We start from the raw sequence: 22228 nt of genomic DNA, 5'->3' as shown, positions 1-22228 counted from the left end.
GCCGTTGAAGGCGAGGATGTCCTAGACGCGCATTGGCATGAGAACGTAAAGCGCATCATCACCTGCAAGGTCGCGCACCAGCGTCGGCGAGCCGGGATCGGCCAGCATGAACACGGCCTCTTCGCCGGACAGCTGGGAGGTGATGTCGAGCAGGTACTTGGCGTTGAAGCCGATCTCCAGCGGGTCGCCGTCATAGCCGACCGGCAGCTCTTCCGTTGCGCTGCCGGAATCGGGGTTGTTGACCGTCAGCGTCAGCTGGCCATCGGCAAGCGCCAGCTTCACGGCGCGGCCGCGTTCGGACGAGATGGTGGAAACGCGGTCGACGGCTGAGGCGAAGGAGGCGCAGTCGATGCGCAGTTCCTTGTCATTGGCGGTCGGGATGACGCGCTGATAGTCCGGGAAGGTGCCGTCGATCAGCTTCGAGGTCATGACGATCGAGCCGATGGTGAAGCGAATTTTCGCATCCGAGACTTCGACGGTCACGATGAGATCCGGCGTGTCGATGAGCTTCTGGAGTTCGCCGACTGTCTTGCGGGGAATGATGATGCCCGGCATGCCTTCCGAGCCCGAAGGCGCGACCACGTCGGCGCGGGCGAGGCGATGGCCATCGGTCGCGACCGAGCGCAGCTTCAGCTCGCCCTTGCTCTCCACCGTGTGGATGAAGATGCCGTTGAGGTAGTAGCGCGTCTCCTCGGTGGAGATGGCGAACTGGGTGCGGTCGATCAGCATTTTCAACTCGCTCGCCTTGAGGCGGAACGTGTGGGAGAAGGTGCCGGTGGTCAGGTCCGGAAAATCGCTCTGCGGCAGGCATTGCAGCGAGAACTTGGAGCGGCCGGAGGCAACTGTCATCGCTCCGCCGTCCGGCGTGGTGGCGAGCAGCACTTCCGATCCGTCCGGCAGCTTGCGCACGATGTCGTAGAGCAGGTGGGCCGGAACGGTCGTTGCGCCCGCCTGCTGGATTTCGGCCGGCGTTGCCTCGGTCACCTCGAGGTCGAGGTCGGTCGCCTTCATGTCGAGGCTGGCGCCGTCGGCGCGCAGCAGAATGTTCGACAGGATCGGGATCGTGGTGCGACGCTCCACCACGCGGTGAACGTGGTTCAGCGTTTTCAGAAGGTTCGACCGCTCAATGGTGATACGCATGATGCTACCGTTTTGGATCGGCATGCCGCAGGCTGCGGCACGCGCGAGATTTGTGATTGGCGTCGCCGCAAGGCTTGCCTTCAGACGTGGAGGCGCAAAATGGCAGATATTCCGCGGCGGATGCAAGCGCTTTTGCCGCTACCCAGCCTTATCCCGAGGTAACCTTACCGTGGCCGGCGCGCCGTCCGCTCGCCCCTTCGGCGCGCCTTGCTCTCCCGTTCCCGCTCCCGCATAAGGAGCAGGAAGGGAAGGGGCCGCGCCAGGCGGTTCGCCCGTGCCAGGAAAAGATGCATGCAGGATCGCCCGAAGACCTACAGGATCCACGCGACCGAGATCACGGCCCGGCCGCTGGAGGGCGCGCTCTATCTGGTTGCGACCCCGATCGGCAATCTCTCCGACATCACGCTGCGCGCGCTCGAAACGCTGGCCGGCGCCGACGTGCTGGCCTGCGAGGACACCCGGGTCACCCGCGTGCTTCTCGACCGCTACGGCATCGTCAATCGCCCCTATGCCTATCATGAGCACAATGCGACCGAGGTCGGCCCGCGCCTCATCGAGGCGCTGGAAGCGGGCAAGTCCGTGGCGCTCGTCTCCGATGCCGGCACGCCGCTCGTTTCCGATCCCGGTTTCCGGCTGGCGGAGGCGGCGATTGCCGCTGGCATTCGCGTCGTGCCGATCCCCGGTGCCTCCGCGCCGCTGGCCGCGCTCGTCGGTGCCGGCCTGCCGAATGACGCCTTTCTCTTCGCCGGCTTTCTGCCCGTGAAGGACAAGGCGCGGCGCGAGCGGCTGGCCGCCTTCGGGGATGTGAAGGCGACGCTGATCTTCTTCGAGTCCCCCCACCGGATCGCCGATACGGTGCGCATCGCATCCGAAGTGCTGGGGCCCGAGCGCGCCGGCGTCGTCTGCCGGGAGCTGACCAAGACCTTCGAGGAGTTCCGTCGCGGCACGCTGGGTGAGCTCGCAGCCCATTATGACGAGGCCGGTCCTGTGAAGGGCGAGATCGTCTTCCTCGTCGGACCGCCGGGCGAAGCCGCCGCTCCCGACGCGGCCGATGTCGATGCCCTGCTGGCGCGGCTGTCGGCTGATCTGCCGGCCGGCAAGGCCGCGACGGAAGCGGCCCGCCAGACCGGCCTGCCGCGCAGCGACCTTTACCAGCGCCTGCTGGCGCTGAAAGCCGGCCCATGACGAAAGCCGGGCGGTCATCGAACCCCGACCCCGACCGCCGCAAGGCGCTCCGACGCGGCGCACTCGCCGAAATCCGCGCCGCCATCACCCTGACGCTGAAGGGCTACCGCATCATTGGCCTTAGGGTACGCACGCCGCTCGGCGAAATCGACCTCATCGCCCGGCGTGGCGATCTCATCGCCATCGTCGAGGTCAAGGCGCGCCGCGATCTGACGGCCGGCGTCGATGCCGTGACAATGACGGCGCGCCGCCGCATCCGGGCCGCTGCCGACCTCTGGCTGTCACGCCGCGCCGATGCGGCCCGCCTGTCACTGCGCTTCGATATCGTCGTCGTCTCCGGCTGGGCCTGGCCACGGCATCTCACGGACGCTTTCTGAGGCCCCTGCGAAATTTAGGGAGGTCGCCTAGGCGGCCTGTCGTGGAAATGAAACAGAACTGTCGCTTGGCTTTCACGCAAGCGTCCTAGGTGCCTGCCATCCCCCAACGACCACGCATGTGGAGAGGACAGGACCCATGAGCAAGAAGATCGCGTTTGCCGGCCTCGCGCTGGCCTTTTCGGTAACCAACACCTACGCCGCCACCACCATCACCTGGTGGCACGGCATGGGCGGCCGCAACGGCGAAGTCATCAACGAAGTCGCCCAGAAGTTCAACGCAGCCCAGTCCGAATGCGTCCTGAACCCGGTTTCCAAGGGGTCCTATGAAGAGGCCCTGTCGGCCGGCATCGCCGCCTTCCGTTCCGGCGAGCAGCCGAATATCCTGCAGGTCTTCGACGCCGGGGCCGCCACGATCATCAACGCCAAGGGCGCAACGATCGCCGCCGAAGACCTCCTGAAAGACAATGGCTTCTCCTTCGACCGCAATGCCTTCATCGAAGGCGTGCGCTACTTCTATGCCGACGCGGACGGCAAGTTCGTCGGCATGCCCTTCAACTCCTCCGCCCCGATCATGTACATCAACGACGAAGCCCTGAAGAAGGCCGGCGTCGAGGCCCCGAAGACCTGGGAAGAGTTCGAGACGATCGCTCCCAAGCTCAAGGAAGCCGGCTACATCCCTCTCGTCCAGTCGCAGCTGACCTGGCAGTTCACCGAGAACTTCTTCTCGCGCAACAACATCCAGTTCGCTTCCAACACCAACGGTTATGACAGCGTCGTCGACACCACGATCAACGTCACCGACCCGAACCACGTCATGATGTACGAGAAGCTGAAGGCCTGGTACGATCAGGGCCTGTTCGGCTATTACGGCGCCGCCTGGAGCGACAACCAGAAGGTCTTCGAAGACGGCAAGGCCGCCCTCTGGATCGGCTCTTCCGGCTCCTTCGGCGGCCTGCAGAAGACCGCCAAGATGCCCTTCTCGGCAACCTTCCTGCCATATTGGAACGCCATCCAGGGCGCCGGCGGCCACTCCTTCATCGGTGGCGCCGCTCTCTTCGCCATGGCCGGCAAGCCGGCTGAAGAAAACAAGTGCACGGCCGCCTTCTTCAACTTCCTGACCTCGACCGAGATCCAGAAGTTCTATCACGAAGCCACCGGCTACGTGGCCATCACCAGCGCCGCCTACGAACTGACCAAGTCCGAAGGCTACTACAAGGAAAAGCCGGCAGCCGAAGTCGGCATCCTGCAGCTCCAGCTGCCGTCGGGCGAATGGAACAAGGGTTATCGCCTCGGCTTCTATCCGCGGATCCGCGCCATCATGGAACGCGAATACAACCGCATTTTCGCCGGTGAAGTCACCCCGAAGGACGCCATGGAAACGATCAAGAAGGAAGCCGACGAGCTTCTCGCCCGCTTCGCCAAGACGGCCGGCTGATCGATCGTTCCCGACATGTCCGAAACACCCGGGGGCTCATCGCTCCCGGGTGCAGTCCTGAAAGGGCCCCGATGAAGCGCGTCCAGTTCCAGTCGAAAACGCTGCCATATCTTCTGCTCCTGCCGCAGTTCGTGATCATCTCGATCTTCTTCTATTGGCCGGCTGCGCAGGCGATCACCTCGTCCTTCTACATCGAGGATCCCTTCGGCTTCGGCTCCACCTTCGTCGGCTTTGCCAATTATACGGACGTGCTGTTTTCCGCAGAATACCGCGCGATCGCCGCCTTCACCGTGGTGTTCAGCGTTCTCGTCACCTTTCTCGTTCTCTCGCTCGGCCTGCTGCTGGCGCTGAAGGCCGATGCCGTCATTCGCGGCCAGTCCGCCTACAAGACGCTGCTGATCGTGGTCTACGCCATAGCCCCGCCGGTCGCCGGCCTCATCGGCATGATGTTCTTCGACCAGCACATCGGCCCCTTCGTGAAGTTCGTGTCGCTGTTCGGCTGGGACATGAAGGTGGGGCTCAACTACTACGACACCGCCTTTGCGATGATCGTCGTCGCGGTCTGGAACCAGATCCCCTACAATTTCATCGTCTTCCTTTCGGGCCTGCAGGGCATTCCCGTCTCGGTGCGCGAGGCCGCGGCCATCGACTGCAAGTCGGGCACGCGCCGCTTCTGGACGATCATCCTGCCGCTTCTGACGCCCACCACCTTCTTCCTCCTGGTCATTAACATGACCTATTCGCTCTTCGACACCTTTGCCGTCATCGACGTCATCTCGAAGGACAAGCCGGCCAACAATCCGATCACACTGGTCTACAAAGTCTATCTCGACGGCTTCCGCGGCAATGACCTCGGCTCGTCCTCGGCGCAGTCCGTCATCCTGATGCTGGTCGTTCTCGTGCTGACGATGGTCCAGTTCCGCTTCATCGAACGTCGCGTCCATTACGGCTGAGGAGAGCGCCATGCACCGCACTGGATTTTTCGATCACATGATCCTCCTCTTCGGCGTCTTCTTCATGGTGGGCCCGCTGGTCGTCGCCTTCATGACCTCGACCCATTCGGCCGCCGACATCCATTCCAACGGGCTGATGCTGTCGCTCGGCAATGACGGCCTGTCCACCTACGACAAGGTGCTGTTCCGCGGCAGCGGCTTCACCGGCGAGGTCACGGGCCTTTCCATGACGATGAACTCGCTGATCCTCGGGATCGGCTTTGCCGTCGGCAAGATCGTGCTGTCGATGCTGGCGGCCTATGCCATCGTCTATTTCCGCTTCCGTTTCGCGACGGTCGCCTTCTGGCTGATCTTCACCACGCTGCTCCTGCCGCTCGAAGTGCGCATCATGCCCTCCTACCAGGTCATGAGCGATCTCCACATGCTCAACACCTATCAGGGCCTCATCCTGCCGCTCTTGGCATCGGCGACCGGTACCTTCTTCTTCCGCCAGTTCTTCAAGTCCGTGCCGGAAGAGCTCCTGGAGGCCGCCCGCATCGATGGCGCCGGGCCGGTGAAGTTCTTCATCGACATCCTGCTGCCGCTCTCGCGCACCATGATCGCGGCCGTCTTCATCATCATGTTCGTCTATGGCTGGAACCAGTATCTCTGGCCCATGCTGATGACCACCGACGAGCGCTTCTACACGCTGATGCGCGGCATCAAGCAGATCCTCCAGGTGTGGGTCGGCTCGCAGATCCCCGATTACAACGAGGCCTTTGCGCTGGCGGTCCTGGCAATGCTGCCGCCCGTCATCATCGTCGTCGTGTTCCAGTCCTGGTTCATCAAGGGCCTCACCGAAAGCGACAAGTAAGGAAGAACCCCATGGCCGACATTACCATCGCCGGTGTCTCGAAGATCTATCAGGGCGGCGTCGAAGCGGTGAAATCCGTCTCGATCGACATTGCCGACGGCGAGTTCATCGTGCTCGTCGGCCCTTCTGGCTGCGGCAAGTCCACGCTGCTGCGCATGGTGGCCGGGCTCGAGACCATCTCCAAGGGCACGGTGATGATTGGCGACCGCGTGGTCAACACCACCGACCCCGCCGACCGCGACATCGCCATGGTCTTCCAGAACTATGCGCTCTACCCGCACATGACTGTCTACCAGAACCTTGCCTACGGCCTTAAGAACCGCAAGACGCCGAAGGCCGAGATCGCCGCCCGCGTGGCGGAAGCTGCCCGCATGCTGGAAATTGAGCAGTATCTCGACCGCAAGCCGCGGGCGCTTTCCGGCGGCCAGCGCCAGCGCGTCGCCATGGGCCGCGCCATCGTGCGCAAGCCCGCCGCCTTCCTCTTCGACGAGCCGCTGTCGAACCTTGATGCCAAGCTGCGCGTCTCCATGCGCGGCGAGATCAAGCGGCTGCAAAAGCGGCTCGGCACCACCTCGCTCTACGTCACGCACGACCAGCTGGAGGCCATGACGCTGGCCGATCGCCTCGTGGTGCTCTCGGGCGGCCAAATCGAGCAGATCGGCCATCCGCTCGACGTCTACCACCGCCCGGCCTCCACCTTTGTGGCGAGCTTCATCGGCTCGCCCGCCATGAACCTCGTCACCGTCGGGATCGACAGGGGCGCCGCCCGGCTCGGCCCCCACGCGATCCAGGCCGGGGTGCCGGCGCTGCCCGATGGCGCCGTCACGCTCGGCATGCGCGCCGAAGACATTCAGTTGGCCGAGGCCGGTGCGGCGGGGGCGCTGCCCTTCCGCCTCGATTATGTCGAGGAACTGGGCGCACAGCGCCTGCTGCATGGCACGGTCGTGGATCAGGCGCTGACCGTTGCCGCCTCTCCCGACCGGCCGCTGGCCGAGACGCTCTTCATCCTGCCGCCTGCCGGCCGCCTGCACTGGTTCGATGCCGCGACCGGCAAGCGCATCACGGCTGCCGACACCGGCCCGGCGGTGCAAGGGGCGCATGCGCCGCTCCGCCTGGAGACCGCCTCGTGATCACCGATATCGTTGCCGAACTGGCCGTTCCCTCGGCGCTCGAAATCGACCGCTGGAAAAGTCTGGAGCGGACGATGGCCGCCCATGATGCGGAAGCTGCGGGCGTTTCGGCGCTCAACACGCTGGAACTCGGTGGCCGCCCCGGCCAGTCCGGGCCGCTGACCTTTCCCTCCACGGTGGCTGCATGGAACCTGGAGCGCTGCCTTTTTCCCGAGCCCTCGGCTGACCACATCGCCGCCACCGGCGCCTGCCTCGTACTGCTCTCGGAGATGGACAACGGCATGGCCCGCACCGGCCAGCGCCACACCACGCAAAAGCTCGCCGCGAAACTCTCCATGGCCTATGCCTATGGCGTCGAATTCATCGAGCTTGGTCTCGGCTCCGAGATCGAGGCGAGCTTTGCGAGCGACGCCCATAACGCGCGCGGCTTCCACGGCAATGCGCTCGCCGCGGCCGTCACGCTCTCGCAGCCCTTCATGCTGCGCCTGTGGGGCGAGCGCCCGTGGTTCACCCGCGAGGGCGACCAGCCACGGCTTGGCGACCGATGCGCCATCGGCGCCGTCATCGCCACCGAAATGGGCCCGATGCTCGCCGTCTCCGTGCATCTCGAAAGCGCCACCACCGCCGCCTATCGCGAACGGCAGGTGACGGACATGCTGGACAGGCTGGAGGAGGCCTTCCCCGGCCTTCCGCTTCTCATCGGCGGCGATCTCAACACCGGCAACCATGCCGGCGGCGATTTCGAGGCAGAGGGTCTCTTCCGTCGCGCCGAGGCGCGCGGCTTCCTGCGTCACGGCGGGCCGCTCGACGCCATGACCACGCGCCCGAGCCTCATCACCCGCTGGCCGGACCGCGCCATGAAGCTCGACTGGTTCCTGTCGCGCGGCCTCGCAATCAGCGAGACCACCATCGTGCCCTCGCTCGATGCCGGCGGCCGGCCGCTCTCCGACCACGACATGATCGTCTGCCGCATCGAGGGTTTTGCCTGATCGCCCTTTCAGGCGTCGCCGCTGCCTTGTCAGGCGTCGTCCGGCCCTCTACATCGTCAGGGCTTTCATTCCCGGGGAAACGAGATGGCCAAGATCCTGAACGTCGGCGTGCAGATGGACCATGTGTCCGGCATCAACATCGCAGGCGATTCCACCTTTGCGATGAGCCTTGAGGCGCAACTGCGCGGCCACCGCCTGTTCCACTATACGCCCGACAAGCTCTCCCTGCGCGACGGCACGGTCTACGCCACCGTGCAGCCGATGGAACTTCGCGACGTGAAGGGCGATCATTACAGCCTCGGCGAACCCGAGCGCATAGATCTTTCCACCATGGACGTGGTGCTGCTGCGCCAAGACCCGCCCTTCGACATGGCCTACATCACCTCGACCCATCTTCTGGAACGCATCCACCCGAAGACGCTGGTGGTGAACGATCCGGCCTGGGTGAGGAATTCGCCGGAAAAGATCTTCGTCACCGAATTTGCCGACCTGATGCCGAAGACGCTGATAACCCGCGACCCGGCCGAAATCGCGCGGTTCCGGGAAGAAATGGGCGACATCATCCTGAAGCCGCTCTACGGCAACGGCGGGGCCGGCGTCTTCCATTCGACGCGCGACGACCGCAACATGTCCTCGCTGCTCGAAATGTTCGGCCAGATGTTCCGCGAACCCTTCATCGCCCAGCAATACCTGCCGGCGGTGCGCAAGGGCGACAAGCGCATCCTGCTGGTCGACGGCGAGCCCGTCGGCGCCATCAACCGCGTGCCGGCCGAGCATGACAGCCGCTCAAACATGCATGTCGGCGGGCGCGCCGAGGCGACGGAACTGACGGCGCGCGAAAAGGAAATCTGCGACCGCATCGGTCCCGCCCTGCGTGAGAGAGGCTTCCTGCTCGTCGGCATCGACGTCATCGGCGACTTTATGACCGAGATCAACGTCACCTCGCCGACCGGCATTCGCGAGGTGAAGAAGTTCGGCGGCGCCGATATCGCCGCGCTCCTGTGGGACGCCATCGAAAGAAAGCGCGGCTGAGGCGCGTCTGCAGCAATCACTTTTTGTTCTTGTGATTCAACCGCATGCAACCCATGCGGTTGAATTGCGTATTATGTTCTCATAATGTTCTTGCTAATAAACGTCTTGCATGCAAGATTTGCGGGCATAGGTTGCAGCATGGGGTTGCATCTGCCGACTGCGCGACGGTTGCGGTCGGTTTTCGCAGATGGCAGGACGGTGAGGGCAGGGCATGGTTGCGCGTGTTCAGACGGTCGCCTTTCAGGGCATCGAAGGTGTCCCGGTCGATGTGCAGGTGATGGTGGCGCCGGGCCGCGTCGGCATGCAGATCGTCGGCCTGCCGGACAAGGCGGTGGCCGAAAGCCGCGAGCGGGTGCAGGCAGCCCTGCATGCCTCGGGCCTTGCGCTCCCCGCCAAGAAGGTCACCGTCAATCTCGCCCCGGCAGACCTTCCGAAGGAAGGCTCGCATTTCGACCTCGCCATCGCGCTCGGCCTGATGGCGGCGCTGGGGGCCATTCCGGCTGATGCGCTTTCGGCCTATGTCGTCATCGGTGAGCTCAATCTCGATGGCACCATTGCCGCCGTCGCTGGCGCGCTGCCGGCCGCCATCAGTGCCCATGCGCTCGACCGCGGCCTCATCTGCCCGGCCGATAGCGGCGCGGAGGCCGCCTGGGCCGGCGCCGAGATCGATATTCTCGCGCCCCGCAGCCTGATCGGCCTCGCCAATCATTTCCGCGGTACCCAGGTTCTCTCCCGTCCAGTGCCGGCCATCCGCGCGCCCGCCGCCAACCTTCCGGATCTCGCCGACATCAAGGGCCAGGAAAGCGCCAAGCGCGCGCTCGAAGTGGCGGCGGCCGGAAACCACAATCTGCTGATGGTCGGCCCGCCCGGTTCGGGAAAATCCATGCTCGCCGCGCGCCTGCCCTCCATCCTGCCGCCGCTCTCGCCGGCCGAACTGCTGGATGTCTCGATGATCCACTCGGTGGCGGGGCAATTGCCGGGCGGCAAGCTCTCCGACCGCCGTCCCTTCCGCACCCCGCACCATTCCGCCACCATGGCGGCCATGGTCGGCGGTGGCCTGCGCGCCCGGCCGGGCGAAGCCTCGCTCGCCCATCACGGTGTGCTCTTCCTTGACGAGTTTCCCGAGTTCAGCCCGCAGGTGCTGGATGCCCTGCGCCAGCCGCTGGAAACCGCCGAATGCGTGATCGCCCGTGCCAATCATCGTGTCTCCTATCCCGCCGCCTTCCAGCTCGTCGCCGCCATGAATCCCTGCCGCTGCGGCATGGCAGGCGAGCCCGGCCATACCTGTGCGCGCGGGCCCCGCTGCGCGGCCGACTACCAGGCCCGCATCTCCGGTCCACTGCTCGATCGCATCGATATCCGCATCGACGTACCGGCCGTCGCCGCGGCCGATCTCCTGCGTCCCACCCCGGCCGAGACGAGCGCTACCGTGGCGGCCCGCGTTGCCGAAGCCCGCCATCTTCAGGAGGACCGGTTCCGCGCGCTCGGCGCCGGTCGCGTGACCAGCAATGCGCGCTGCAGCTCCGCCCTGATCGAGACGATCGCCGAGCCGGATCCCGGCGCCCTGCAGCTCCTACGCGATGCGGCGGAGAAGATGCGGCTCTCGGCCCGCGCCTATCACCGGGTGCTGAAGGTCGCCCGCACGCTCGCCGACCTCGATGCCTGTACAACGGTCGGACGCATCCATATCGCCGAGGCAATTTCCTATCGCATCGTCGGCGAGCGCATGCCGGCCGCCGCCTGACCGGGTGCCGGAGTGGCTCTGGCCGGCGTGGGGCGGCGCGTTGGCAACCGGCCTGTGTCAAAGCGGGGGAAGGTGTCTTCGGGCAAAGGGGTTTCAAGCGGACATGCCCTTGCGCATGACGCACGAAGCGTCCCGGGCCGCAGAGTCTAAAGCTGCGGCCCGGGACGGCTCGGGCGTGGGGAGGTTCAGGAGATGCCGCGGGGCGGGAGCGGTGTGTGGCCGGATGCAGGCCAGCAGGCCCGTGTGCCGAGCCCCTTTGGTCAGCCTTCGTCTTCGCGCGGTGTGATGGCGGCAAGCGGCAGCATCAGCCGCACCTCGGCACCCTCCGGCGGCAGGCGCGTGTGCTGTTGCCCGCCCATGCCGGAGATGACGCGTTGCTGCAGCGTCGATCCGAAGCCCTGTTTCGTGGCGGGCTTGGGCGGCGGGCCGCCGCGCTCGATCCAGTCAATGCTGACGTGATCCTTGTCATCGGTCGTGACCATCGACCACTGGACCCGGACAAGGCCGGACGGGCTGGAGAGCGCGCCATATTTGGCAGCGTTCGTCCCGAGTTCGTGCAGGATGAGGCTGAGGGAAAGAACCGCCTGCGAGACCAGGGGCACGTCAGGCCCCGCGATCTCGATTCGGCCCGATCCCGTCTGCGAAAAGGGAGCGAGAGACTGCTCGACCACGGCCGCAAGGGTTGCCTGTTCGAGCCCGCCAACGCCGCGCAGCAGAAGGTTCGACCGGCCCATGGCATCCATGCGGTCGCGCAGCATGGCGGCGAGGTCGCGCGGAGTCTCCGCATGGCGTTGCGAGAGGCTGATCACCGCGCCCATGGTCGCAAAGATGTTCTTGAGACGATGATCAAGCTCGCGGGCCAGAACGTCCTGCTGGTCGGCCAGCCGCTCCTTCTCGGTGCGCTCCTTGCGCTCGGCGCGGAAGGCCTTGGTCAGCAGATGAATGAGCCACAGATCGATGGTGACGATGGCGGCATAGAAGGCGAGCGCCAGCAGTGCTGCCGGTGTCATGCCGAAAATGCCGGGCGGCGGAATGAACACCACCCATGCGATCAGCCCGCACAGGATCGCAGCAAAGGTGCCAGGCCCGATGCCGAGCATGAAGCCGGTGAGGATCACTGCCGGAAAGAAGGTCAAAAACGGAAAGCCGGGCGGAAGATAGGGATCGGCAAGATGGCGAAGGAAGGCAGCCAGCAGCGAGATGCCGGCGGCGGCGGCATAGTGGCCCGCGATGATCACGGCCGTGCGGCGCTCGGCTCGCCTGTCAAAATTGGGAAAGCGGCTGAACCACGCCGTCTTCAGGGTCATAAGCGCACTCGAACTCCGCCTGCACGCCTAAAGCGCATCTGATCTCACAGATCGAAGTGCATCCCCTCTCCGGGACAGCGCTCCTTCCAACCGTGAAGTCTAAAATATGGCACTGGTCAGGTTCGTCAAGACTTTCCCTTGAATGGACGTGCCGGTCACTGCCACATTCCCCTCCCTCGAAATCGGGGGGCAGCGTCCCTTCTCAAGGAGCGGCACGCACTGCAAGCACGGCGCGGCGACGGCGAGGCGCGTTTACGCGCCGAGATGGCTGTCTCCGCACAAGGGGCCAGCAGGATACTTGAGCCCGGCATCACGAGTGTTGTGGGACACGACATGACAGAGCGCATCGACGTGCGACGGCGTGTCAGCAACCTCGGCGCCGCCTGTCAAAGGCGGCGCCTCGTCGTTCGCGCGTGCGTGGACGCGTTGCTCAGGCGCCGAGACCCTCGAACAGGACGGTCGAGAGGTAGCGTTCGGCAAAGGAGGGGATGATGACGACGATCGTCTTGCCCTCGTTTTCCGGCCGCTGGCCGATGGCGATGGCGGCCGTCAGGGCTGCGCCGGAGGAGATGCCGACCGGCACGCCTTCGAGGCGGGCGACTTCGCGGGCCGTAGCGACGGCGTCTGCGCTGGCGACAGTGACCACTTCGTCATAGATGCCCGTGTCGAGGATGGCGGGCGCAAAGCCGGCGCCGATGCCCTGGATCTTGTGGGGGCCGGGCTGGCCGCCTGAGAGAACCGGCGATTCCGTCGGTTCGACGGCGATGACCTTCAGCGAGGCCTTGTGCTGCTTCAGCACCTGCCCCGCGCCGGTGATCGTACCGCCCGTGCCGATGCCGGCAACGAGAATATCGACCGCGCCGTCCGTATCGTTCCAGATTTCCAGCGCCGTTGTCTTGCGGTGGATTTCCGGGTTGGCGGGGTTTTCGAATTGCTGGGGAATGATGGCGTCCGGCAGCGTCTCGACCAGTTCCTGCGCCTTGGCGATGGCGCCCTTCATGCCCTTGGCGCCTTCGGTCAGCACCAGTTCCGCGCCGAGAAGCGCCAGCATCTTGCGCCGTTCGATCGACATGGTCTCGGGCATGGTGAGGATGAGCTTGTAGCCCTTGGCCGCGGCAACGAAGGCGAGTGCGATGCCGGTATTGCCGGAGGTCGGCTCGACCAGCGTCGTCTTGCCGGGCGTGATCTTGCCCTGGGCTTCCAGGCTTTCGATCATGGCAACGCCGATACGGTCTTTGACGGAGGCGATCGGGTTGAAGAATTCGAGCTTGGCGAGCAGATGCGCCTTCACGCCCTTTTCGGCGGCCAGCTTGTCCAGTCGAACGATGGGCGTGTCGCCAATGGTCTCGGTGATCGAATTGTAGATGCGCCCGCGGCCCGGCTTGCGTGTCTCCGACATGGATGTCTCCCCTGTTGATCCTGTTGAGGTGAAGGGAGAATAGGGTTTCGCCGGCCCCCTTGCCAGTCCCGGCCGGACAGGGAATATGCCGCTCACGAGAATTTTCGCCTAGCAAACGACGCTTTGGCGAACAACCGTTTCAGGCGGCCTTGGCGATCATGTAGGCCGCGGTGCCGGCCAGAATGCTGCCCGCCGTGCGGTTCAGGATCTTCAGGGCCTGCGGGCGGGCCAGCAGCAGACGGGCCCGGCTGGCAAGCAGGATATAAGGCAGGAGAACGGCCAGCAGCACCAGCGCGGTCGCAACGATCAGGATGGCGTAATCGATGGCCGTCACGTGCGCGATGTCGATCAGCGTCGGCGTCAGCGCCAGATAGAAGAGCATGGTCTTGGGGTTGCCGAGCGTGACGAGCAGGCCGGATAGGAAGGCGGCGGCCGGACTGGACGGCGCGCGGGCGGCGACCTCCTGCGGCAGGATGCCGGCGGTCCAGAGCTTCCAGCCGACATAGGCGAGATACAGGGCACCGATGATCTTGATGGCGAGGAAGACGCCTGCAAAGGTTTCCGCAATCACGGCAAGGCCGAGCACGGCCGCGGTGAGGTAGACGAGATCGCCCAGAATGAGCCCGAGCCCCATGAAGAAGGTTTCGCGAAAGCCGGTGCCAAGCGCGCGCGCCACGATCGCCGTCATGCCCGGTCCGGGAATGGCGGCGGCGATGAAGAGCGCGAGACTGTAGGCCAGCAGCGTTGTGATGCTCATCGGCGTCCCCGAAGGATTGGAAGGATAGTGCCCCGTCTTACGCCCGCGCGGCCCTTTTGCAAAGATGGCCGCATGAAACCCATCCGGCCGCCATGCGTTCCCGACAAGGACATTTGGCCTATCGGGGCCCTCAGACAGGGAGACAGCCATGACGACAGCGCTCGTCCTGATCGACATGCAGGTGGGAATCGTCGCGGGTCAGGCGCAGCCGCGCCGCCAGCGCACGCTCGACCGCGCCTATGATACGGTCGCGGCCCGTCTCGGCACGGTGACACGCAAGGCCCGCGAGGCCGAGGTTCCGGTCGTCTTCGTCCAGCATGAGGACGCCGCTGACCCGCACCTGACAGCCGGCAGCCCAGGCTGGCAGTTGCGGGCCGAATTCATGCCGGAAGAGTCCGACCATGTCGTCGTCAAGGCCGCCTGCGACGCCTTTCACGGGACGACGCTTCTGGATGCGCTGCGAACGCTGGACATATCGCACCTGGTGATCGGCGGCGCGCTCACGCCCTTCTGCATCGATACCACGGTGCGCCGCGCCGTCTCCTATGGCTTCGACGTGACGCTGCTGTCCGATGGCCAGATGTCGATCGACATGGGCGGCTGGTCCTACACCCAGGTCATCGGCCACCATAACCGAATCCTCGAAGGATTCTCGGCCGGCGCCCACACCGTGCGCCTCGTGCGCTGCAGCGACCTCGAATTCGCGGTGGCGCCGAAGGGGGCGTTGAAAGTGTCCTAGATGCCGGTGCCGGTGGAGCCGAAGCCGCCGGCACCGCGGGCGGTTTCGCTGACCGCGTCGCTTTCCGCCACTTCAACCTGCGTGACCGGCGCAACCACGGCTTGGGCGATCCGCATGCCGCGCTCGATCACGAAAGGCGCCTCGCCGAGATTGACCAGCAGCACCTTCACCTCGCCGCGATAGTCGCTGTCGATGGTGCCGGGCGTGTTGAGGCAGGTGATGCCGTGCTTGAAGGCAAGGCCTGAGCGCGGGCGGATCTGCATTTCGAAACCGTCTGGCACCTCGAAGATGAAGCCGGTCGGCACCAGCGCGCGTTCGCCGGGCGCAAGGCTGATGGGCGCATCGGCCGTGACCGCTGCGGCAAGATCCATGCCGGCGGCGCCCGCGGTCTCGTAGCGCGGCAGGGCAAGGCCCTCGCCATGCGGCAGGCGTTTGAGGACAAGAAGCGGGCGGCGGGCTGTCTCGGTCATGCCGCCATAAGCCTTTCGCGGCGGCGGGCCGTCAATTGCATCTTGGGCCTCAAGCCTGTAAAGACGCGCCCAACTCACAGGATTTGAAGCCACCATGACGGAAACACTCGCCGAGGCGGTCTCCCGCCGCCGCACCTTCGCGATCATCGCGCACCCGGACGCCGGCAAGACCACGCTGACGGAAAAGCTGCTGCTGTTCGGCGGCGCCATTCAGCTTGCCGGCGAGGTGAAGGCCAAGAAGGACCGCATCCAGACGCGCTCCGACTGGATGAAGATCGAGCGCGAGCGCGGCATCTCGGTCGTGACCTCGGTGATGACCTTCGAATATGATGGCAATGTCTTCAACATTCTCGATACGCCCGGCCACGAAGACTTCGCCGACGACACCTATCGCACGCTGACGGCGGTGGATGCGGCCGTCATGGTCATCGACGCCGCCAAGGGCATCGAGCCGCGTACGCTCAAGCTCTTCGAAGTCTGCCGCATGCGCGACATCCCGATCATCACCTTCATCAACAAGATGGACCGCGAGAGCCGCGATCCCTTCGAGATTCTGGACGAGGTCGAGGAAAAGCTGGCGCTGGATACCGCGCCGGTCACCTGGCCAATCGGCCGCTCCAAGACCTTCTGCGGCTCCTATACGCTGGCCGAAAACACCGTACGCGGTTCGGATACCGAGGTCGTTCCCACGAAGGTCAACGGCCCGCAGGCCGTGGCGAGCCGCCTGCCGGAAAACGAGCGCGAGGCCTTCATCGCTGAGGTGGAGCTGGCGCGCGAAGCCTGCCGCCCCTTCGATCGCCAGAGCTTCCTCGAAGGGCACATGACGCCGGTCTTTTTCGGTTCGGCGCTCCGGAACTTCGGCGTGCGCGACCTCATCAACGCGCTCGGCGATTTCGCCCCGCCGCCACGCGACCAAGTAGCCGATGTGCGCACCGTGCATGCGGCCGAAGAGAAGATGACGGCCTTCGTCTTCAAGATCCAGGCGAACATGGACCCCAACCACCGCGACCGCATCGCCTTTGCCCGCATCTGCTCCGGCAAGCTGGAGCGCGGCATGAAGGCCAGGCTCGCCCGCACCGGCAAGCAGCTCGGCCTCACCGCGCCGCAGTTCTTCTTCGCCTCGCAGCGCCAGCTCGCCGACACGGCCTATGCCGGCGACGTGGTGGGCATTCCCAACCACGGCACACTGCGCATCGGCGACACTCTGACGGAAGGCGAGGCGCTGGTCTTCCAGGGCGTGCCGAACTTCTCGCCGGAAATCCTGCGTCGCGTGCGGCTGGAAGATGCGATGAAGGCCAAGAAGCTGAAGGAAGCGCTCCAGCAGATGGCCGAAGAAGGCGTCGTGCAGCTCTTCTCGCCCGAAGACGGCTCGCCCGCCATCGTGGGCGTCGTCGGCGCCCTGCAGCTCGACGTTCTCAAGGAGCGCCTGCAGCAGGAATACGGCCTGCCGGTCTCCTTCGAAATGTCGCGCTTTTCCGTCTGCCGCTGGATTTCGGCGGAGAAGGCCGAAGATCTGGAAAAATTCGTCACCGTCCGCCGCGGCGACATCGCCCGCGACCTCGACGGCGACCCGGTCTTCCTCGCCCAGGACAGTTTCTCGCTGCGTTACGAAGCCGAACGCTACCCGGCCATCAAGATGGCTGCGATCAAGGAATATCACGTCGCCAAGGCGGCGTGATGGCCCCGGACGGCCTCCGTCACCGCCGCCCGCGCATGTCGCTGGGGCGCTGGCCGTAGCGGGCCATGAAGCTGCGGTTGAAATAGGACAGGTCGCTGAAGCCGACATCGTAGGCGATGCGGTTGATCGGCTGGGTGGGGTCGCCGAGCGCGATCCTCTGGCGGGCGGCGTCCAGCCGCCGTTCGCGCAGGTGCCGGGAAAACGTCGTTCCCTCCTGCTGGAAGAGCTTCTGCACCGTGCGCGCCGTCACGCCGTGGAGGGCGGCGATGGTCTCGACGCTGAGCTGGCTCTCCGTCATCCGCTCCTCGATGGTCCGGCGAATGGCCTGGAGGCGGCTTGCCCCCCGATCCGCTTCGGAAGGACGGTGCACCGTGGCGGCCAGCAGAGGCAGGAGCGTGTGGAAATGCGAGACCAACAGGTCCGCCTCCGCCTCCGTCTCGCAGTCGCGTTGCAGCAGATAACCGGCATAGCCGATCAGCAATTGCAGCGGCAGGCAGGAAGGACTGAAACTGCGATGGTGCAGGCCCCGCAGCAGCTGGGCCTGCGGCGCTGTTCCGTCGGGAAGAAAGGCGATGTCGATCCGCCCGCCCGCCGAGAGGCGATACCGGGTTCGCTCGCCGGCCGGCAGGATGAGAATGCCGCCGCGCTCCGCCGCGAGGCGGGCCGTCGGGCTCTCGGCCGCCAGGCTGCCATCCATGGCCCGCACCATCAGCGTTCCCGCCTTGCCGCCCGCTATCATCGTCAGATCGAGGGACGCCGGCCCGCAGATGAGCGTGAGGAGATGGAGCGTCGCATGCCGCCAGATGAGGGCGCGCACCGATGAAAAGGCCGCATCGGCCGCCTCGACGATGACGGGCACGTTGAGGAATTCCCCGGCAAGGTCCTCATAGAGGCGGCGCCCCTCGCTTGCGGCAAGGCCGTCGCTGTTCAGCACGCGGCGTCGAAACGTGCCCGTGAGGCATCGTGCCAAGGGGCGGTCATGCGCCGTCATCGCTGTCTCCCGGAAAAAATCTGCTCTGTGTTCGCTTTTGTCCAAGCGCTCGCCGCTGGCGTCCAAGAACCGGCCGGTGCCCTGTCTCTAAACATGACTAAAATTATCTTGTTTCGTCAATCCGTTTTTGCGCCGTGCGCGCACCGGCGGACGGGGTGTGTGCGGCCGGCAATAGCGGGCCTGATGTATGGGGATGACTATGGTGCGGAATTTTGTGCTGGGCGCAGCGCTCTCGTCGGTGGCTTTTGTCGGGCCGACATGGCCGGGAGCGGGCGGCGAGGCGTGGGCTGAGGATGCGACATCCACGACGCGGCTCGATGCCGTCGTCGTTACCGCGGGGCGCACCGAACAGCCGATCTCGGCCATCCCCGGTTCCGTCGCCGTCATCGATCGCGACACGATCGAGGCGGAGATGCGGGTGACGACCGATCCGGCCCGGCTCATCTCGCGCGTCGTTCCAGGCTTTTCGATCGGCAACCAGACGCTTTCGGGCGCCTCGGAAACCTTCCGCGGCCGTGGCGTTCTGGTGCTCGTCGACGGCATTCCGCGCAACACGCCGCTGCGCGACGTCTCGCGCGTGCTGTCGCTGATCGACCTCTCCCGCGTCGAGCGCATCGAGGTGGTGAACGGTGCCAGCAGCCTCTACGGCTCCGGCGCCACCGGCGGCACCATCAATTTCATCACCCGCAAAAGCGAGGACGACACGCCGAAGATCACGGTGGAGACCCGCGCCCGCGCCTTTACCGAAAATGTCGGCAAGTCGATCGGCCCGGAAGCAACCATCTCCGTGGAGCAGAAGATCGGCGATCTCGATTATTTCGTCTCCGCCAACGGCCGCAAGGTGCGCCGCACCTATGACGGCAAGGGCCGCGAGCTGCCCTCCGACGCCATGCTGGGGCAGGGCGGCGGCGACCGCACCACCTACGGCAATCTCTACGGCCGGCTCGGCTACGACATCGACGGTTCCAAGCGAATCGAAGTGTCCGCGGAGACGGTGAACCTCGACCAGTCCCCGGACTATTTCACCAACTACCTCGCGCGGCCCGCCGTGCCCTTCTTCAATGCGCCCTACACCGGATTGCCGGTCACCGAAAAGTCGCGTTATTTCAGCGCCCAGTATTCCGACACGGATTTCCTGCTCGGCGGGCTGAACATCCGCCTGTTCCACAACGACATCAACAAGCGCTTCCCCTTCACGCAGTTCGATGCCGTCAACAACCAGGTCTATTATTCCGGTGACCCCGCCAACCCCGTGGCGAGCTTCAACCAGACAACGCTGCAGACAAGGCGCACGGGTGTCAACGCGACCGTCGATACGCCACTCGACGACGTCAGGGAGGGCATGGCGCTCACCTGGGGACTAGATTACGTGCGCGACGAAACCAGCCAGGTCCTGCTCAACGGCTGGAACACGATGACGCCGCTCAGCCAGGATTCTGTCGCCGCCTTCGCCCAGCTTCAGGTCCCCGTCACCGACCGGCTGAAGCTGCAGGGCGGCCTGCGCTACGAGCGCTATTTCCTCGACGTCGAGAGCTTCACGCGGCCGGCCGTCTATTACATCAACCGCGCCTATCCCGCGATTTCCGTCGGTGGTGGCACGTTCGAATACGACGACTGGACCTTCAACGCCGGCGCCACCTTCGACCTCACGGACGATGCGCAGCTCTTCGGCGGTTTCTCGCAGGGCTTCTCGCTCACCGACATCGGCAGCTTCACCCGCCGCGCCGGCTTCAACACATCGGCAGAGCTGTGTGACGCCTATGGCAATCTCGCCTGCCCGGGTGCCGGTGCACCGGACTTGGCGTTGAGCTACGCCAGCATCGCGCCGAAGCCGCAACTCGTGAACACCTACGAGGTGGGCCTGCGCACGGAAACGCCGGACTATGGCGGCACCGTATCGGCCTGGCTCTCGACCTCGGAGGATGGCGTCAATTACGACCCTGCCACCAACCGCGTATCGCAGCAGAAGGAAAAGCTCTGGGGCGTGGAAGCGACCGGCTGGTTTGCCGTTGCGCCGTCCACGACGATCGGCGCCATCCTCGCCTATCGCGAGGGCCGCTACGATGCCAACCGCGACGGGCGCGTCGACAGCTGGCTTCCCAACAACCGCATTGCCACGCCCTTCCGCGGCGTGGTCTATGCCAGCCATGCCTTCGACAACGGTCTGAACATCCGCGGCGAGGTCGAGTTCTTCAGCGGTCGCGACAAGATCCCGACGCCCAATCCGCTGTTGGTGACGACGCTCGATGCCGCCGCCCTCGTCAACGTCTCCGCCACCAAGAAGGTCGGCCCCGGCGATCTCAGCCTCGGCATCGAGAACCTCTTCGACACCGACTACATGAACCCGACGGCGAGTGTGACGCGCAACACCGTCGTCAACGGCTTCGGCCGCACGGTGACGCTCTCCTACAAGGTCACCTTCTGATGATCCGCATGACGCAAGAGGCCGGCATCGTGCACCTGCTCCTCGCGCCGCCCTGGACGGACGGCGACGAGGACGCCTACCGCGCCGCCCTGGAGACGGTCGGCGAGCGCGCCGGCCCTTACGCGCTGGTGGTGGAGATGCGGGGGCACATGCATCTCTCCCGCGAGGGGGAAGTGTGGCAGTCGCTCTGGGCCAAGCGAACGCGCGTGCAGGTTTCGGCCTGCTGTCGTGCGGTGGGGATCGTGCGCGACGACCCCACCGAGCGCCAGCGGCAGTCCTTCGCGCGCCTGTGGGGCCTGCCGGTTCTGGCCACGCGTGACGCCGAGGCCGCGTTTGCGTTCGTTCGCGCCTATCTGGAGCGGGAGGAACTGCCATGTCCCTGAGATCGACTGTCGCGCACGGGAGGGCCGGTGCCGGGCCGGTCAGCCGGATGCGCCTTTTCGTCGTTCTGGCCGGCCTTTATCTGGCCCAGGGCATTCCCGGCTACCTGATCGTCGCCGCGCTGCCGCCGATCCTGCGCGAACAGGGCGTCTCGCGCACCACACTCGGCTTCATGGCGCTACTGATGCTGCCGCTCGTCATCAAGTTTCTCTGGGCGCCGCTGGTGGATCGGATCACGCCGCTCGCCATCGGCCATCGCCGCGGCTGGATCGTCATCACGCAGTCGCTGACGGCGCTGGTCATCCTCTCGCTCGCCTTCGTGGCACCGACCGATGTGGTCGCCATCTTCATCATCGGCCTTCTTATTTCGGTCCTCACCTCGACGCAGGACATCGCCACCGACGGCTACGCGACCATCATGCTCTCGGCCGAGGATCGCGCCACCGGCAATGCCATCCAGGGCGGGGCGGTGGCCCTCAGCGTCATCGTCGGCGGAACGCTGGCGCTGTTGCTTTACGGCTGGATCGGCTGGCCGGCGACCATGGTGGTGATGGCGGTGATCGCCACCTTGCCACTCGCTGCCGCGCTTTTGATGGAGGAGGACGACGGCTCCGCGGCGAGAGTGCGCGAGCGACCGAGCCTCAGGGCCTTCCTCGCGCGGCCCGAAACCCGCGACATCCTCGTCGTTGCCCTCGTCTACCGGGCGAGCGAGGGGTTGATGAAGGCGATGGAGGGGCCCTATCTCGTCGATGCCGGCTTGCCGCTCTCCTGGATCGGCTATCTCAGCGGGGTTTCGGCTGCCACGGCAGGCATTGGCGGGTCGCTCATCGCCGCGCTCTGCCTGCGCCGCATCGGCGAGGGCGCGACGCTCGGTCTGCTCGGCGCCTTGCGCACGCTCTGCTTCTTCCTGTTCTTCCTGCATGCAGCCGGCGCTCTGACGGGCACCATTCCGCTGCTGGGGGCCGCCGGTTTCCAGACGCTGATCCGCTACATGGAGATCGTCGCGCTCTACAGCCTCTTCATGGGCGTGGCCTCCGGCCGCCAGCCAGGCACGGATTTCACCATCCTCGCCTGCGCCCAGCTCGTCGTCTATCTCGTGGGATCGATGCTGGCGGGCGTGCTGGCCGATGCGCTCGGCTATCCCGCGCTGTTTGCGCTCTCCACCGCCATCTCCGCCGTCGCCGTGGTCTACACCACGCGCCGGCTGGCCCGCCGGACAAGGGCGGCGACAACGTAAGGAGAG

Annotated in this window: 20 protein-coding genes; 14 read left to right on the top strand and 6 right to left on the bottom strand. The window is 65.4% G+C overall.

The window, feature by feature from the left end:
- Nucleotides 1-21: 21 nt before the first annotated feature.
- Nucleotides 22-1140 carry a DNA polymerase III subunit beta gene (gene dnaN / locus F3H41_RS11185; RefSeq protein ID WP_149738758.1) on the bottom strand — a complete coding sequence of 373 codons (1119 nt, stop codon included), beginning with the start codon at nucleotides 1138-1140 and terminating at the stop codon, nucleotides 22-24.
- 291 nt (nucleotides 1141-1431) lie between these two features.
- Between dnaN and rsmI the strand changes: the two genes are divergently transcribed.
- From rsmI to F3H41_RS11140, 9 genes are all read left to right on the top strand, one after another.
- Complete coding sequence (gene rsmI, locus F3H41_RS11180; RefSeq protein ID WP_149738757.1) at nucleotides 1432-2325, top strand: 16S rRNA (cytidine(1402)-2'-O)-methyltransferase; 894 nt, start codon at nucleotides 1432-1434, stop codon at nucleotides 2323-2325.
- Nucleotides 2322-2702: a YraN family protein gene (locus tag F3H41_RS11175; RefSeq protein ID WP_149738756.1), complete on the top strand. Its 381-nt coding sequence runs from the start codon at nucleotides 2322-2324 to the stop codon at nucleotides 2700-2702. Before rsmI ends, F3H41_RS11175 begins: the two co-directional genes overlap by 4 nt.
- Before the next feature lie 136 nt (nucleotides 2703-2838).
- Nucleotides 2839-4137 carry an extracellular solute-binding protein gene (locus F3H41_RS11170; protein WP_149738755.1) on the top strand — a complete coding sequence of 433 codons (1299 nt, stop codon included), beginning with the start codon at nucleotides 2839-2841 and terminating at the stop codon, nucleotides 4135-4137.
- Nucleotides 4138-4208: 71 nt separating this feature from the next.
- The gene (locus tag F3H41_RS11165) at nucleotides 4209-5090 is read left to right on the top strand and encodes an ABC transporter permease subunit (protein WP_149738754.1); all 882 of its coding nucleotides are present in this window, start codon (nucleotides 4209-4211) and stop codon (nucleotides 5088-5090) included.
- 10 nt (nucleotides 5091-5100) lie between these two features.
- The gene (ugpE, locus tag F3H41_RS11160; protein WP_149738753.1) at nucleotides 5101-5943 is read left to right on the top strand and encodes a sn-glycerol-3-phosphate ABC transporter permease UgpE; all 843 of its coding nucleotides are present in this window, start codon (nucleotides 5101-5103) and stop codon (nucleotides 5941-5943) included.
- Between the two features lie 11 nt (nucleotides 5944-5954).
- Complete coding sequence (locus F3H41_RS11155) at nucleotides 5955-7073, top strand: sn-glycerol-3-phosphate import ATP-binding protein UgpC (protein WP_149738752.1); 1119 nt, start codon at nucleotides 5955-5957, stop codon at nucleotides 7071-7073.
- Nucleotides 7070-8062 carry an endonuclease gene (locus F3H41_RS11150; protein WP_188129430.1) on the top strand — a complete coding sequence of 331 codons (993 nt, stop codon included), beginning with the start codon at nucleotides 7070-7072 and terminating at the stop codon, nucleotides 8060-8062. Before F3H41_RS11155 ends, F3H41_RS11150 begins: the two co-directional genes overlap by 4 nt.
- 84 nt (nucleotides 8063-8146) lie before the next feature.
- Nucleotides 8147-9094: a glutathione synthase gene (gene gshB / locus F3H41_RS11145; protein ID WP_149738751.1), complete on the top strand. Its 948-nt coding sequence runs from the start codon at nucleotides 8147-8149 to the stop codon at nucleotides 9092-9094.
- A 211-nt stretch (nucleotides 9095-9305) separates the two neighbouring features.
- Nucleotides 9306-10838 (top strand): YifB family Mg chelatase-like AAA ATPase, encoded by a 1533-nt coding sequence (locus tag F3H41_RS11140; RefSeq protein WP_149738750.1) that lies wholly within the window; start codon nucleotides 9306-9308, stop codon nucleotides 10836-10838.
- A gap of 260 nt (nucleotides 10839-11098) precedes the next feature.
- Here F3H41_RS11140 and F3H41_RS11135 read toward each other — a convergent pair whose 3' ends face one another.
- The 3 genes from F3H41_RS11135 to F3H41_RS11125 all read right to left on the bottom strand — a co-directional run bounded on the left by F3H41_RS11135 (nucleotide 11099) and on the right by F3H41_RS11125 (nucleotide 14301).
- Entirely contained in the window at nucleotides 11099-12145 is a 1047-nt protein-coding gene (locus tag F3H41_RS11135) for an HWE histidine kinase domain-containing protein (RefSeq protein WP_149738749.1), read from the bottom strand.
- Nucleotides 12146-12575: 430 nt separating this feature from the next.
- Nucleotides 12576-13544 carry a cysteine synthase A gene (cysK, locus tag F3H41_RS11130; protein ID WP_149738748.1) on the bottom strand — a complete coding sequence of 323 codons (969 nt, stop codon included), beginning with the start codon at nucleotides 13542-13544 and terminating at the stop codon, nucleotides 12576-12578.
- A 139-nt stretch (nucleotides 13545-13683) separates the two neighbouring features.
- Entirely contained in the window at nucleotides 13684-14301 is a 618-nt protein-coding gene (locus F3H41_RS11125) for a LysE family translocator (protein ID WP_149738747.1), read from the bottom strand.
- A 148-nt stretch (nucleotides 14302-14449) separates the two neighbouring features.
- Between F3H41_RS11125 and F3H41_RS11120 the strand changes: the two genes are divergently transcribed.
- The gene (locus tag F3H41_RS11120; RefSeq protein ID WP_149738746.1) at nucleotides 14450-15040 is read left to right on the top strand and encodes an isochorismatase family protein; all 591 of its coding nucleotides are present in this window, start codon (nucleotides 14450-14452) and stop codon (nucleotides 15038-15040) included.
- On the opposite strand, the gene dut is transcribed toward F3H41_RS11120, so the two are convergent.
- Complete coding sequence (dut, locus tag F3H41_RS11115; protein ID WP_149738745.1) at nucleotides 15037-15510, bottom strand: dUTP diphosphatase; 474 nt, start codon at nucleotides 15508-15510, stop codon at nucleotides 15037-15039. The two genes, F3H41_RS11120 and dut, sit on opposite strands and share 4 nt — an antisense overlap.
- Nucleotides 15511-15604: 94 nt before the next feature.
- On the opposite strand from dut, the gene F3H41_RS11110 reads away from it, so the two are divergent.
- Nucleotides 15605-17188, top strand: coding sequence for a peptide chain release factor 3 (locus F3H41_RS11110; protein ID WP_149738744.1), 1584 nt, complete (start codon nucleotides 15605-15607; stop codon nucleotides 17186-17188).
- 19 nt (nucleotides 17189-17207) lie between these two features.
- On the opposite strand, the gene F3H41_RS11105 is transcribed toward F3H41_RS11110, so the two are convergent.
- Nucleotides 17208-18179, bottom strand: coding sequence for a helix-turn-helix transcriptional regulator (locus F3H41_RS11105; RefSeq protein ID WP_149738743.1), 972 nt, complete (start codon nucleotides 18177-18179; stop codon nucleotides 17208-17210).
- 199 nt (nucleotides 18180-18378) lie between these two features.
- Here F3H41_RS11105 and F3H41_RS11100 point away from each other — a divergent pair, with 199 nt between their 5' ends.
- The 3 genes from F3H41_RS11100 to F3H41_RS11090 are packed head-to-tail and all read left to right on the top strand — an operon-like array spanning nucleotide 18379 to nucleotide 22222.
- Entirely contained in the window at nucleotides 18379-20604 is a 2226-nt protein-coding gene (locus tag F3H41_RS11100; protein WP_149738742.1) for a TonB-dependent receptor, read from the top strand.
- Complete coding sequence (locus F3H41_RS11095) at nucleotides 20604-20987, top strand: hypothetical protein (RefSeq protein WP_149738741.1); 384 nt, start codon at nucleotides 20604-20606, stop codon at nucleotides 20985-20987. The genes F3H41_RS11100 and F3H41_RS11095 overlap by 1 nt, the downstream gene beginning before the upstream one ends.
- Entirely contained in the window at nucleotides 20978-22222 is a 1245-nt protein-coding gene (locus F3H41_RS11090; RefSeq protein ID WP_149738740.1) for an MFS transporter, read from the top strand. The genes F3H41_RS11095 and F3H41_RS11090 overlap by 10 nt, the downstream gene beginning before the upstream one ends.
- Nucleotides 22223-22228: the final 6 nt, after the last annotated feature.

It is taken from the genome of Rhizobium sp. RU20A (assembly GCF_900155885.1).
In the GTDB taxonomy this organism is placed as follows: domain Bacteria; phylum Pseudomonadota; class Alphaproteobacteria; order Rhizobiales; family Rhizobiaceae; genus RU20A.
Note: the sequence above shows the minus strand (reverse complement) of the source record. Positions and strands in the feature narration are given on the sequence as shown.

Bases quoted from the DNA above. Each gene is read 5' to 3' on its own strand.
- F3H41_RS11155 (WP_149738752.1), top strand. From the start codon at position 5,955: ATGGCCGACATTACCATCGCCGGTGTCTCGAAGATCTATCAGGGCGGC.
- rsmI (WP_149738757.1), top strand. From the start codon at position 1,432: ATGCAGGATCGCCCGAAGACCTACAGGATCCACGCGACCGAGATCACG.
- F3H41_RS11165 (WP_149738754.1), top strand. From the start codon at position 4,209: ATGAAGCGCGTCCAGTTCCAGTCGAAAACGCTGCCATATCTTCTGCTC.
- dnaN (WP_149738758.1), bottom strand. From the start codon at position 1,140: ATGCGTATCACCATTGAGCGGTCGAACCTTCTGAAAACGCTGAACCAC.
- F3H41_RS11100 (WP_149738742.1), top strand. From the start codon at position 18,379: ATGGTGCGGAATTTTGTGCTGGGCGCAGCGCTCTCGTCGGTGGCTTTT.
- cysK (WP_149738748.1), bottom strand. From the start codon at position 13,544: ATGTCGGAGACACGCAAGCCGGGCCGCGGGCGCATCTACAATTCGATC.
- F3H41_RS11095 (WP_149738741.1), top strand. From the start codon at position 20,604: ATGATCCGCATGACGCAAGAGGCCGGCATCGTGCACCTGCTCCTCGCG.
- F3H41_RS11135 (WP_149738749.1), bottom strand. From the start codon at position 12,145: ATGACCCTGAAGACGGCGTGGTTCAGCCGCTTTCCCAATTTTGACAGG.
- F3H41_RS11170 (WP_149738755.1), top strand. From the start codon at position 2,839: ATGAGCAAGAAGATCGCGTTTGCCGGCCTCGCGCTGGCCTTTTCGGTA.
- gshB (WP_149738751.1), top strand. From the start codon at position 8,147: ATGGCCAAGATCCTGAACGTCGGCGTGCAGATGGACCATGTGTCCGGC.
- ugpE (WP_149738753.1), top strand. From the start codon at position 5,101: ATGCACCGCACTGGATTTTTCGATCACATGATCCTCCTCTTCGGCGTC.
- dut (WP_149738745.1), bottom strand. From the start codon at position 15,510: ATGACCGAGACAGCCCGCCGCCCGCTTCTTGTCCTCAAACGCCTGCCG.
- F3H41_RS11175 (WP_149738756.1), top strand. From the start codon at position 2,322: ATGACGAAAGCCGGGCGGTCATCGAACCCCGACCCCGACCGCCGCAAG.
- F3H41_RS11120 (WP_149738746.1), top strand. From the start codon at position 14,450: ATGACGACAGCGCTCGTCCTGATCGACATGCAGGTGGGAATCGTCGCG.
- F3H41_RS11105 (WP_149738743.1), bottom strand. From the start codon at position 18,179: ATGACGGCGCATGACCGCCCCTTGGCACGATGCCTCACGGGCACGTTT.
- F3H41_RS11140 (WP_149738750.1), top strand. From the start codon at position 9,306: ATGGTTGCGCGTGTTCAGACGGTCGCCTTTCAGGGCATCGAAGGTGTC.
- F3H41_RS11090 (WP_149738740.1), top strand. From the start codon at position 20,978: ATGTCCCTGAGATCGACTGTCGCGCACGGGAGGGCCGGTGCCGGGCCG.
- F3H41_RS11125 (WP_149738747.1), bottom strand. From the start codon at position 14,301: ATGAGCATCACAACGCTGCTGGCCTACAGTCTCGCGCTCTTCATCGCC.
- F3H41_RS11110 (WP_149738744.1), top strand. From the start codon at position 15,605: ATGACGGAAACACTCGCCGAGGCGGTCTCCCGCCGCCGCACCTTCGCG.